The organism is Shewanella sp. Koi 1, assembly GCF_052907445.1.
This window is the reverse complement of record NZ_JBREJM010000001.1, coordinates 2,379,652-2,392,882: the sequence shown is the minus strand read 5'-3', so window position 1 is coordinate 2,392,882 and position 13,231 is coordinate 2,379,652. Positions and strand designations below refer to the sequence as shown.

General features: G+C 47.7%; 7 protein-coding genes. 5 read left to right on the top strand and 2 right to left on the bottom strand.

Features of this window, described 5'->3' with window-relative positions:
* Positions 1 to 118: 118 nt before the first annotated feature.
* Both ACUZ8J_RS10555 and ACUZ8J_RS10550 read left to right on the top strand, forming a co-directional pair.
* Complete coding sequence (locus tag ACUZ8J_RS10555) at positions 119 to 1,186, top strand: family 43 glycosylhydrolase (RefSeq protein ID WP_446693790.1); 1,068 nt, start codon at positions 119 to 121, stop codon at positions 1,184 to 1,186.
* 2 nt (positions 1,187 to 1,188) lie between these two features.
* A complete protein-coding gene (locus ACUZ8J_RS10550; RefSeq protein ID WP_446693789.1) occupies positions 1,189 to 3,093 on the top strand; it encodes a family 43 glycosylhydrolase in 1,905 nt (634 codons plus the stop codon).
* A gap of 177 nt (positions 3,094 to 3,270) precedes the next feature.
* Here ACUZ8J_RS10550 and ACUZ8J_RS10545 read toward each other — a convergent pair whose 3' ends face one another.
* Positions 3,271 to 4,026: a sulfite exporter TauE/SafE family protein gene (locus tag ACUZ8J_RS10545; protein ID WP_446693788.1), complete on the bottom strand. Its 756-nt coding sequence runs from the start codon at positions 4,024 to 4,026 to the stop codon at positions 3,271 to 3,273.
* A gap of 175 nt (positions 4,027 to 4,201) precedes the next feature.
* A complete protein-coding gene (locus ACUZ8J_RS10540) occupies positions 4,202 to 7,012 on the bottom strand; it encodes a TonB-dependent receptor (RefSeq protein ID WP_446693787.1) in 2,811 nt (936 codons plus the stop codon).
* Positions 7,013 to 7,599: 587 nt separating this feature from the next.
* On the opposite strand from ACUZ8J_RS10540, the gene ACUZ8J_RS10535 reads away from it, so the two are divergent.
* The 3 genes from ACUZ8J_RS10535 to ACUZ8J_RS10525 all read left to right on the top strand — a co-directional run bounded on the left by ACUZ8J_RS10535 (position 7,600) and on the right by ACUZ8J_RS10525 (position 12,918).
* Complete coding sequence (locus ACUZ8J_RS10535; protein ID WP_446693786.1) at positions 7,600 to 10,965, top strand: LamG-like jellyroll fold domain-containing protein; 3,366 nt, start codon at positions 7,600 to 7,602, stop codon at positions 10,963 to 10,965.
* Between the two features lie 99 nt (positions 10,966 to 11,064).
* Positions 11,065 to 11,916, top strand: coding sequence for a DMT family transporter (locus ACUZ8J_RS10530; RefSeq protein WP_446693785.1), 852 nt, complete (start codon positions 11,065 to 11,067; stop codon positions 11,914 to 11,916).
* A 99-nt stretch (positions 11,917 to 12,015) separates the two neighbouring features.
* On the top strand, positions 12,016 to 12,918 hold the full coding sequence (locus ACUZ8J_RS10525; RefSeq protein ID WP_446693784.1) for an SMP-30/gluconolactonase/LRE family protein: 903 nt from the start codon (positions 12,016 to 12,018) through the stop codon (positions 12,916 to 12,918).
* The last annotated feature ends 313 nt before the right edge of the window (positions 12,919 to 13,231 follow it).

The following is a 13,231-nucleotide window of genomic DNA, read 5'->3' as shown; positions in this document are numbered from 1 at the left end:
CTGTTAATTTTTTTGCATTTGATTGTTACTTCTTTGTCCGATAGTATGATAACTTAATTCATCATACAATAGCATAATAGCTATTTTATTAAATAGGATGAGGTAATAAGGAGAATTAATGCCAGCCATAAGAATCACACCGAAAACAGCCCTAAAACGTCACTTTAAGATGCTCAATTGTGCGCTGCTAGGCATATTGGCAACTCTAGGCCAAGTAAGTGCCAAGCAGGTGAGTATTCATGATCCTGTGATGGCGAAAGAGGCCGGACAGTATTATCTCTTTAGCACTGGCCCTGGCATTACCTATTATTCCTCAAAAGATAAAATCCATTGGACGCTGGCGGGTCGAGTATTTGAGACCGAACCTAGCTGGGCGAGTAAGGTGGCATCTGGGTTTAACGGCCATTTATGGGCGCCGGATATCATTGAGCATAACGGCTTGTTCTATCTGTATTACTCGGTATCTGCCTTTGGTAAAAACACCTCGGCCATTGGCGTGACAGTCAATAAAACCCTCGACAAAAACTCGAAGGACTACCAGTGGACAGATAAAGGCATCGTTATCCAATCTGTGCCAAATCGTGATGCATGGAACGCGATTGATCCCAATATTATTGTCGATGAAAAGGGCACGCCTTGGATGAGCTTTGGCTCCTTCTGGCAAGGGTTAAAACTGGTCAAACTCAACCCAGACTTTATCTCCATTGCCAAGCCTGAAGAATGGCACACCTTAGCCAAGTTAGAACGCCCGGCATTGCTTGGTGAAACCGAACCGGGCCCAGCACAAATCGAAGCGCCTTTTATCTATAAAAAAGATGACTATTACTACCTTTTTGTCTCCTATGGCCTTTGCTGCCGTGGGGATGACAGCACCTATCACTTAGCCGTGGGCCGAGCCAAAACGGTGACTGGGCCTTACCTTGATAAAGAGGGCAAAGACATGGCACAGGGCGGTGGCTCAGTATTACTGAAAGGCACTAAGGACTGGCCTGGATTGGGCCATAACAGTGTTTATAACTTCGATGGTAAAGATTACTTAGTCTTTCATGCCTATGAATCCGCCGATAATGGCTTACAAAAACTCAAGATGGCGGAACTGAGCTGGCGCCAAGGTTGGCCCGTGGTCGATCCTAAGGTGCTCAATCAATACCAGAGCGTATTAGTTGTACCCGAAGGAACAAAATAATAATGACTCACACAATCAACAAACGAATGGCTACGCTTGCGTTGGCCATGGGACTTAGTGCGACCTGCTTGGGGGAAGGTAACCTACATGCAGCAGAGAGTGCGAAGGGCGCGGATGAAAACCGCATTACCGCAGCCACTTTCGCCAATCCGTTATTTCGTAACGGTGCAGATCCTTGGCTCGAATACCACAATGGTAACTATTATCTAACCACCACCACGTGGACCTCTGAGCTGGTGATGCGTAAATCGCCCACCATTGCAGGGCTTGCCGATGCGCCAGCCCACAATATTTGGAGCGGCACCGATAAGTCCAACTGCTGTAATTTTTGGGCATTCGAATTCCACCCTCTGCAAACTGCGCAAGGATTACGTTGGTATGTGATTTACACCTCGGGCGTGGCAGAAAACTTCGATGGCCAGCGTAACCATATCCTCGAGAGTGAAGGCAGTGACCCCATGGGGCCATACCAGTTTAAGGGCACGCCAATGCCCGATCACTGGAATATCGACGGCAGCTATTTGGAGTATAAAGGCCAGTTATATTTTCTCTGGTCCGAATGGCACGGCCAAGATCAAGTGAACTTGATTGCCAAGATGAGTAACCCTTGGACCGTCGAGGGCAAACATAAGGTGATTACCGCACCTATTCACGACTGGGAAAAATCAGGCTTAAACGTCAATGAAGGCCCAGAGATCATTCAGCACGAGGGCAGAACCTTCTTAGTTCACTCGGCAAGTTTTTGTAACACTGAGGATTATTCCTTAGCCGTGGTCGAACTCACCGGTGACGACCCTATGGATCCCGCCGCATGGACCAAGTACGACAAACCTTTCTTTAGCAAAGCCAATGGCGTCTATGGCCCTGGGCATCATGGTTTCTTCAAGTCACCCGATGGGAAAGAAGATTGGCTTATATACCATGGCAACTCCTCGGCCTCCGACGGCTGTAGTGGTACCCGAGCGGCACGTGCTCAACCCTTTACATGGGATAACAAAGGCTTGCCTAAATTTGGCGAACCGATGGCGGATAAAAAGCAATTGCCCGTCCCAAGTGGCGAGTTTGGCCCGATAACCACTCAAGTGGAAGGCGTAAAATACCGCATCGTGAGCCGTGAAATCGGTCAATGCCTCGTGACCAATGCCAAGGGCCAGGTCAGTATCGGTAAGTGCGAGGATGACAACAGTCAATGGGTTATCGACCCGAGTAACGATGGCCTATACCGCTTTGCCAATGTGGGGCAGGGAACCTTTTTAACTCAGGCTCAGTGCCAAGATGAGTCTTCAACGGCACTGAATACGGCGCCTTGGGTCGCCTCACGTTGTCAGCGTTGGTCGGTGGATTCGACTCGTGAAGGCTGGTTCCGCTTTGCAAACGATCGCTCCATAGGTAATTTACAGGCGAAAAATTGCAGTAAAAAGGCCGGTGCCGAGGTGATTGCGGGCGAAAACCGTGTCAGTGAATGCACCGATTGGCGGATTGAGCCAGTCTCAACATTTGCCATAGTCAACGCCCATAGCGGCCGAGTGGTCAGCGCCGAACAATGTCAGCTTAAACCTAATGCCAATGTGGCTCAGTTTGAATACACCGGCGATGCCTGTCAGCAGTGGCAAGCAATGCCGACAACCGATGGATTTTACCGTCTGCAATCCATCCAACTTTCAAACAACAAGGCGCAACAATGCCTTGTGACCAACGAAGGTAATCTGGAGCTAGGGGCGTGTAATGCAATCGACAGTGAGTTCCGTAGCGAGTTGATGCCCAATGGCTCATTAAGGCTAGTGTCACGCAAGGGCGGTTCGTCCATGAAAGTGGCCAATGGATCCTATGCCAATGGCGATAACATAGTGGAAGACGTGTGGAAAAACACCATTTCACAACAGTTCTATTTTAGAGAGGTGAAATAATTCATCCCTCTAAATAACTGAGCATCACCACGGCGGTGGCTAAACGCGTGCTTGTAATGTCGTTTAAGTTGAGGTCGCTTAACGGCATCTTGGTTGAGCCTTGTTTGCTCGGCACCAGAGCAGTAGTTGTGTATGCATCTGCTGCTCTTTTTTATTCAGGCTCTCTTATCCCAAGTTTTATCCCACGAAGGCCTGCCACAATAAACGTATCGCCAGCAGTGTCAGCACCCAATTAAAGGCGACGCCGAAATGTTTATCCGTCACCCGCGCTAACATCTTAAAGCCAAGCCAGGTTCCCAAGGCGCCGCTTAAAATCATGCAAAGTAGCAGCGGCCACCACGGCAGGATAGGAATATCCAGCCCCTCAAAAACGATAATTTTGACGCCATGTTGCAACGACATCGCCATCGCAAAGGTCGCGACAGTGCGAAAACGGTCAATGTCTAATTGTTTGATAAAGGCCGCCACTAAGGGACCTGTCGCGCCGACAAATAACGAGATAAAGGTAGTTAACGCACCAGCGATTATCGTCCCGGCTGTTCCCAGCACCACACGGGGAATTTTCGGTCCCCAGCAGGAGTACAAAATAAACAGGGCTATGGTGAGGTACATGACCTTTGGCGGCAATGCGACTAACACTAAGCTCCCCAAGGCGGCGCCAACGAGCGCGCCGGGTAAGAAACGACTGATAAGCCACCACTGCACATGCTGCCAACCTAATAGGGCGCGGCCCAGATTCGAGCCCAATTGCACCACGCCATGGAGGGGAATTATCACTTGAGGCGGAAGGACTTGCGCCATCACGCCTAATAACATTACGCCACCACCAATCCCGAAGCAGGCGGTAAAAAACGAAGTAAACGCCGCAATAATTGTCAGCAGGGCAAAGATATCGATAGGGATCAGCGTAAAGTCGAACCAGGCGGTATGCATAGTCAATATTCGAGGAAGAGTGGGATCCTTAAACTAGCAAAGCTTGCTCAGAGACAAAAGCAGTTTGATGGCCAACGAGTTCTTCGCGGCTAAAGCTTTCGCTGTACATCTAGATGAAAAGCAAAAAAAGCTAATCCACTGGATTAGCTTTTTCGGTTTAAACAACAGTGGTCAATTAGAAGGAGTAACGAACGCCCAGAGCAAAGGTACGAGTGAAGATATTGTTCGTACGGTTGAATAGGGTCGAATCCTCATAGTATTCCTGATACACATCGTCCAGCAGGTTAGTCGCATCGAAGCTCACGACTAAGTCATCGCTGATGTTGTAGCTTAACTGGAAGTCCAATGACTGCTCAGGCTTACGATAGATACCGCGAGGCATGGCAAAGTTAGGAGCATCATAGGAGTTTAAGAACTCACTACGCCAGGTATAAGACATACGCGCGCTGAAGAAATCCTTATCGTAAATCAACACGGCACTATAAGACTCGTCTGATACCCCAAACATATCACGGGTTGTAACACCAATTCGCTCACCCGTCCCTGTGTTATATTCAGGAATATCCTGTGAAGAATCCAGCAGTGTCCCACTAAGCTGAGCGCCTAAACCGTCTAACAGACTAGGTAATCCTTCGGGGAAGTACACTGCACCTAATTCAAAGCCCGTTAACTTACCGTTAGAAGTGTTACCAGGACGACTTAGGATATAGGTTTCATCTACTCCATCGCCATCATAGTCGTAGAGCGTGGTCGATAGAGAGTTATATACTAAACCTTCAATATCGCGGCGGAAATAAGTACCGTAAATCGAATTGCCATTCCCAAAATAATACTCGAGGGTGAAGTCATAGTTTTTAGAGGTCACAGGCTCTAAATCAGGATTACCACCACTGGCAGAACCATAATTTGTCTTAGATAAGTCAGGTACGTAATAGGTGAAAGAGTTCAGATCCGCAAAGGCGGGTTGACGAATGGTTTCGGTATAGGCGAAACGCGCAACAAAATCATCCGTTAACCAGTAACGCATCACTAAACTAGGTAACAATTTTGAGCTGTCAGTGGTGTCGCTGCTAATGGCGGTATAAACATTGCCATTAGCGTCTTTGGCATCATTGTCAAAGAAGTCCATATCCGCTTTAGTGCCTTCGTAGCGAACACCCATTTGACCATCTAAACGCTTACCAAAGACTTCAGTATCAAAGTCAGCCATCAGGTAGCCAGCCCAAGCTTGTTCAGAGATATCAAAGGTTTTCATGAGTTGTAACTTTCTGGCTTCGAAGCCCCAAAGCTTTTCAAACTCACTGCGGTTTTTGTATAGGTTATAACCATTGATTACTGCCCATGAGTCAGGCACATTCGCGCGGCCTTCAAAGAAGCCCGATGTCACCATATACATGGAAGGATCTAAATCAGCATAGGCAATTTTCTTAGCGCTACTGACAGTGCGGCTGAAGTTAGTAGCGCCACGTTTTTCATAACGAGCGCCAAATTGCACTTTAGTGAAAATGGCATAATCCACATACACGCTGCCATCCATTGTCCAAGACAAGGAATCACCCTCGTCTTTGCTGCCATTATCAAAGAAATCAGCTGTTTGCCATAGATCTGGATTTGTCATGTCTGACTCATCGAGTACAGTATCGGGATTATCTAAATAACTCCAGCTTGGGATACCATCGTCGGCATTAGCATCAATCTCGACACCATAAACCGTTGCATCACCGCGCATTGCTGTAAATTCATTCTCATAGGTACTCTGTTGATAAACCACTTCCGACTTTAATTGGAACTCGTCGGTAATGTCCCATTTACCCCCTAAGGCGAAGACATAGCTATCTGTGCTGGCTTTAGAGTGATCGCCACTGGTGAAGTTGTAGGCATTGTATGCGGTGCGCGATTTCACCACATTGGTGCCATCGTACACTTCAATCCCATCCTGGATCACTTGCTGCCAGTTCGCAGGAGAATCAACAAAACTAAACAACATTGAGTTAAAACTTTCATTGCGATAACCATTGTAGAAGGCTTCGAAGGTGTATTCAGAGCTATCATTTGGCGCCCATTGCAATGAGATATTAAACGCAGGACGTTCACGCTCGCCCTCGAGAATGTTGCCAAACATCGCATCGCGAGCCAGTAGATATTCTTTGCCATCGATGGTGGCGCCAGCGCTGGTATCGATACCATGGGCAGAACCCACGTTCCAACCACTGGTAATGCGAGTACCATCTTCAACAAAGTAGGGGAAGGATGCACCAGGTGACACACTTTCATCTTTATAGTTAGTGCGGATATAAGACACGTTAACTAAAGCGCCCACTTCACCAATACTGGTATCCCAACGGTTACTTGCTAATGCACTGAAATTAGGGTCGATAGTATCGGGTTGGTCTGAATAGATGCCTTTAGCAGCAACTGAGACTTTACTGTCTTCAAAATCGAAAGGCTTATGGGTGCGGATATCAATTTGACCCGCAATACCGCTGGCCACTTGAGAAGAAGAACGGGTTTTAAAGACTTCAACACTGCCAAGCAGTGCGGCGGGAATATCGGCGATAGCAACTGAGCGGCCTGTTGCGGTGAAGATTTGACGGCCGTTCACTGTGGTCGTCACATCCGTTAAACCACGAATACTGACAACATTCGCCTCACCAGACGCGCGGTCAGTCACTTGAACACCGGTTACCCGTTGTAAGGCTTCAACCACGTTATTATCTGGGAATTTGCCAATATCTTCGGCAACGATGGCATCGACAACTTGAATGTTTTGACGTTTAAGTTCTACCGCTTTATTTAAACTACCGCGGATCCCCTGAACCTGTATGATCTCCATCTCTTCATTATTATTTTGCGCTTTGCCGCCAGAAGAGGGCTGTGCCGTTTCTTCTGCCTGAGGCGATTGTGTCGCTTCAGTTTCTGCCGCATACGTCGCTTGACTAGCAAGAGCAAGCAGAATAGCACTTGCCAAATAAGTCTGTTTAAACATCTAGTTAATCTCCGGTAGTTTTATTATTTGACCCGGTAGCCTAAGACACCATCTGACGTCCCGGTCTTTTTTATTCCACTTCAGAGTCACGGACATCCCCACAGTGTCCCTGAAAATTTAGAATTTTGTAGCCTATTTTGTAGCGTATAGTGCGCCGCGTTAAGTCAATTACGCTCCAACGGGCGAGGTTAAGAATTTATCACAACTGTTAAAATCATATTGTATGACTATTTACATGTCAACTCACTGTTTGACGCAATAGGAAAGCAAGATCACATTTCGTTAAAATGCGGAAAATGGGATGAATCACATTTATCCATATGAAATAAAATGAATTAATTGAAAATAATGATGGTTTAGTGGTGAAAACACGACCTGAATTGAATAGGCACAACAGACCCAGCAAGCTGACCTTAACGTCAAATGTTTTGCAAAATCTCACAAATCTCTGTCACAAGATATTTACTTCTATCCCCAGAATGCTAATGTAACTTTAGTGTTACAGTAGTATTGTATTACTTTTACATTTGATACATTGATACACGCTAACCTAATTATCAAACACAACAATAAAAGGAACGACGCTCATGGTGCTTAAACGCTCATTCGTGTCAGCAAGCTTGATCATGGCACTAGCCTCCTGTGGTGGGGACGACAGCAGCTACAGTGCGAACGACACAAATACCTTTACCCCTCCAGCCCCGGTGACATCGGCAGATCCAACAATTGCAGGTGAGGTGAGCTACAAAAACGCAGTAGTTCATGATCCTTCCATCATTAAAGATACCGATGGCACCTATTATGTTTTCGGCTCACATTTGGCGGTGGCCAGTTCTACAGACTTGATGAACTGGACACAAATTGCCTCGGATGGTGCAGCAAAGAGCAGCCTGTTTAATACCTATGAGTCAGAAATCGCGGAAGGCACAGCATGGACGGGCGGCTTTGTTGGTTCGTGGGCACCGGATGTGATAAAGCTTGCCGACGGTAAGTACCATTTCTATTACGACTTCTGTGGCGGCCCTGATAAGATTGATTGCGTATCGCGCTCCTATTTGGGGATGGCCACCTCGGACAATATTCTCGGTCCCTATGTTAACCAAGGCTTGATCCTGAAATCAGGTCAAGAGGGGGCTGAAAACCCTGGCGCAAACGGTCAAATTTACGATGGCTTTGTCGACCCTAACGCTATCGATCCAGCCGTGTTTTACGATAAAGATGGCGGTCTATGGATGACCTATGGTTCCTATTCCGGCGGGATCTGGGTGATGCAGTTAGATCCAGCAACGGGTAAACCGTTAGCGGATCAGGGCTATGGCACTAAGATCATGGGCGGCAACTACAGTGCGATTGAAGGGTCCTATGTTATCTATAGCCCTGAATCAGAATACTATTATATGTTTACCTCCTTTGGTGGCTTCGCCCAGAAAGACGGTTACAACATTCGTATCTCTCGCTCAAAAAATCCTAACGGTCCCTATGTGGATGCTGCGGGTCTGGACATGATTGGCGCAACAGCCGCAGGCAATATCGCCGACTATGGCGTCAAACTGATGGGCGGTTTCCAATTTGTGGCCCACCCGGGCGATGTGGGTCATGATCACGGTTACCTGTCACCCGGCCACAACTCCGCTTTTTATGATGCACAAACGGGCAAATACTTCTTAGTATTCCATACGCGCTTCCCCGATACCGGCGAAGGTCACAGCGTGCGCGTGCATGAGCTATTTCTCAACAGCGATGGTTGGTTAGTTGCCTCACCACAGCGTTATGCACCGAACAACGGCGATAACATTGTCGATGAAATCGATGTCACTGGTGATTATCAATTCATTAATCACGCAAAAGATATCAATACGGCGGCGCACACCTCCCTGCACATTAAGTTATCCCGTACTTGGACCGATAAAGGCAGTGTTTCTGGCGATGTGACTGGTACATACCAACAGGGCGATGACAACCAAATCACCTTAATGCTAGACAATTTAGGCACTTTTGAAGGCGTACTCGCTTGGCAATGGGATCCTGAGCAAAACAAACTCATGCCGACATTTAGCGCCATTTCTAATGATGGGGTGAGTATTTGGGGCGTGAAGCTCACCGATAAAACCACTGAGGAAATTTTAACGGCATCGGCAAACGGCATTAGCCTGCCGACCGAAGCTACCGAAGGTAAAATCGCCTTACCGACACAAGGTACCCGTGGATCAACTATCGAGTGGCAATCGAGCGACGAGTCAGTGATCCGTGCCGATGGCACCATTATCCGACCCAACGTGGGCGAGGGCGATAAGGTCGTCACCTTAACCGCGACGATCATGGTCAATGGTAAGAAGGTGACTAAAACCTTCCAAATCACCGTATTTGCCCGTAAAACCTATAACCGTATTGCCCAGTACAGCTTCGAGAATAACCTCAAGGATTCCTTAGGCTTATTTGGTGATGGTCAACCCACTGGCGATAGGATCTACAAAGCAGGTGATGCCATTGGCTACGCCACAGGTTTTGAAGGACAAGCCCTCTCATTAGATGGTGCCCACGGGGTGTTACTGCCATCGGGCATTATCTCCAGCTACGAGTACACAGTGTCTTTCTGGGCAAGTCCTGCGGTTATCACAGGATTTACCACGGCATTCTTCGGCGCAGTTAACGAGCAAACCGCTGAAGATGGTAGCAAGTTCTCTAATACTTGGGTCAGCTTGCTGCCACAGGGCTGGGACGGCAATACCATGTTCTGGAGCCATAATATCGATACCAGCGGCAGCTCAGTGCTGGAGACCTGGTTTGATGGTGTCACCGGTGAGCGCATCGCTGAAAACACTTGGTCGCATCTAGCGTTCTCCGTCAATAAAGGGCTAGTTAAAGTCTTTATCAACGGGGTTGAGCGCTTCAGTAGCGGTAACCTTGCCAACTACTATACGGGTGCACAGGGTATTTTCGGTCTTGGTGTTAACTACTGGGATCTGCCATACAACGGCCTTATCGATGAGCTGAAAGTATATGAAGCGGCATTAACGGCTGAAGAAGTCAAAGCCCTCGATATCGACAAGTTAGCCGACAGTGAACTCTTGTCTTCAGCAACGGCCATTCTGGAGCTAGGCGACTTATCGGCGGTGCGTGAAAACATCGAACTGCCAGTAACGGGTCCTTATGCTTCGGCAATTACTTGGGTCTCTTCCGATCCAACCATTATCGATACCCGCGGCACAGTCAATCAGCCTGGCCGTGAGGAAACCGATAAGGTGGTGACCCTCACGGCAACCTTAAAACTCGGTCAAGCGACGCAGACGAAAGTCTTCTCCGCCACCGTTAAATCTAAGGCGCCGCCAACACCGGTCGCAGTCTACAGCTTTGAAGACAATCTTAACGACAGTACCGCTAACTTCGGCGCGGGCACTGTAGTGGGTAACCTGATTGGCGTTGAAGGCGGTAAAATCAGCTATGTGGATGGCGCGGTAGGCAAGGCGGCGGTCTTTGATGGTGCCTCTGGTATTGTATTGCCGAATAACCTTATCAAAGACTACACCTATTCAGTGTCAATGTGGCTCAACCCTGAGCAGCTGAATAAGTACACTACAGCCTTGTTTGGTTATGCGACTGATTCTAGCTGGACCAGCGTCTTACCAGGCGGTCAAAATGATTATGAGCGCATGGTGTTATGGTCAGGCACAGCATGGTACGACGGTAGAACCGGTTTTGTGGTGCCAAAATCCCAATGGACGCACCTGGCGTACACTGTGAATGGCGGTGATGTGAAGGTCTATATCAATGGTGAATTGAAGTTTACCGGCGCGAACTTCCCGAACATCTTCTCAGTACCGACCACTAAGTTTGCGGTTGGGGTCAACTTCTGGGATGCACCTTTTAAAGGGGCAATCGATGAAATCAAGTTCTATGACGAAGCGATTACTGAGCAAGATGTAGCTGATTTATTTGGTGAATCTAATCAATAATCGAGATTAGCTGTCTATACTGAAAGCACCCATTCGGGTGCTTTTTTATTGTTTGCAGCATGGTAACTGAATTCTGGTTATCCGTGACTAAGGAATCTAATGACTGTTTTTCGTCTATTTACGCTGACAACGCTCACCATGTTTGCCTTTGCCTGTAACTCGATACTTTGCCGGCTCGCGTTAAAGGATGGCAGTATCGATGCGGGCAGCTTTACCCTGATCCGGTTGTTATCGGGTGCCATCATGCTCTGGCTATTAAGCCTTAACAAACCTGCGCTGGAGGCCAAGGGACATTGGGGCTCAGCCTTGGCATTGTTTGTCTACGCAGCCGGATTTTCCTACGCCTATATCAATATGACGGCCTCAATGGGGGCTCTGTTACTCTTTGGCGCCGTACAAGCCACCATGATTGGCTATGGGCTGTACCGAAAAGAAATCTTTAATACCAGACAATGGCTTGGATTGGCCTGCGCCGCTGCCGGTTTGATTTTTCTGCTTTTACCTGGGCTGTCGGCGCCGCCACTAATGAGTTCATTGCTGATGATAAGCGCTGGGGTCGCTTGGGGGATTTATTCGATTAAGGGTAAGGGAGCCAAGCATCCCATTCCTGTCAGTGCAGGCAACTTTATCCGCACTGTGCCGATGGCACTGTTATTAATGTTATTAGTTCGAGATCCCTTAGCAGTAAGTCAGATGGGAATTATCTATGCGTTAGCCTCGGGCGCCATCGCTTCAGGCTTAGGTTATGCGATTTGGTATTCCATTTTACCTTTATTGTCATCCACCTACGCCGCCACTGTACAGTTGAGTGTGCCGTTAATTGCCGCGGTTGGCGGAGTGCTATTGCTGGGTGAACCCCTAAGCCTTCGATTACTGCTAGCCTCCTGTGCCATCCTCGGTGGCATTGCACTAGTTGTCCTCAGCAAATCTGCACCACAAAATAAAAGCTAAATAGAAAGAAACATTTATCTTTTCCTTTTGCCCTTGCGTCTGCCAACGCCTTGTTTAAGAATAAGGCCATTCTGGGTAAAAGGACGTCTTGAGTAAATCATGCAAACGGTCACGGTTGGCGATCTGTTGATGACAATCCCTGTGGGCAACCGCCTTGGTGAAGGTGTGCTATGGGATGATTTACACCAATCTATTTGGTGGACCGACATTTTATCCTCTGTGATTTATCGTTTTCATCTCGCGAGCCGCTCCTTAGAGACTTTCCCCATGCCGCACCGCGTCGGCTCCTTTGGCCTCACGGCAAAGCCTACAACACTTATCGTCGCATTCGATATCGGTATTGCAATCTATGATATTGAAGATCAAAGCCTGACATGGTTGGCGCAGCCAGAATCTCATTTTGCTGGCAATCGCTTTAATGATGGTCGCATTGATAGGCAAGGGCGTTTTTGGGCGGGCACTATGGTTGAGCAGCGCGATACTTTGCAACAAACCGCAGCCCTGTATTGTCTAGATGAGAAAGGGCATTGCCACCAACACCTTACAAATCTCGAAATCTCCAACGGCCTGTGCTGGAGCGTGGATGGGCGAACGCTCTACCATGCTGATTCGCCAAAACACCAAATCTATCAATATGATTTTGATATTGAGCAGGGGTTATTGAGTCGTAAGCGCCTCTTTGCGAGCACGAGCCATCATATTTTCCCTGATGGTTCAGATGTCGATGCGGCGGGTTATCTCTGGAATGCCCAGTGGGGCGGTGGCCAGGTAGTGCGCTATCGTCCCGATGGTGAAGTCGATCTTATTCTCAAATTGCCCGTTACCCACCCAACCAGCATTGCTTTTGGCGGCGAAAAGCGTGATTTACTGATAGTCACCAGTGCCAAACACTCACTTGACGCATCGCAATTAGACCAAGAGCCGCAAGCAGGCGATGTGTTTATCTACCCATTACAGGGTATTTATGGTGTAAACAGCCCTCGTTTTGGCGGGCAGCTATAAGTTTAGATCAGCGTTTTTAGCGTAAATCTTGTTATCACAGCCACTCACCAATCCCTTAGACAAAAACGATTTACCGTAATTTCAGGTAAAATCCCCCTTTGTTGCCCCAATCATTTACCTTAAATTGTGATCTTGCTCAAAAAGCAGCTAATCGGTATTTTCACTCACAATCTGAGCAACTGGCGCCACTTTTGTGACGCGCATCAACAATAAGATTTACACCCATCGGAAATTGGTACAAAGTGGACAAAATGGCCAATCAAAATGTCCATATCATAAAAAGCATTTAATTCTATACATTGACGAAAATCAA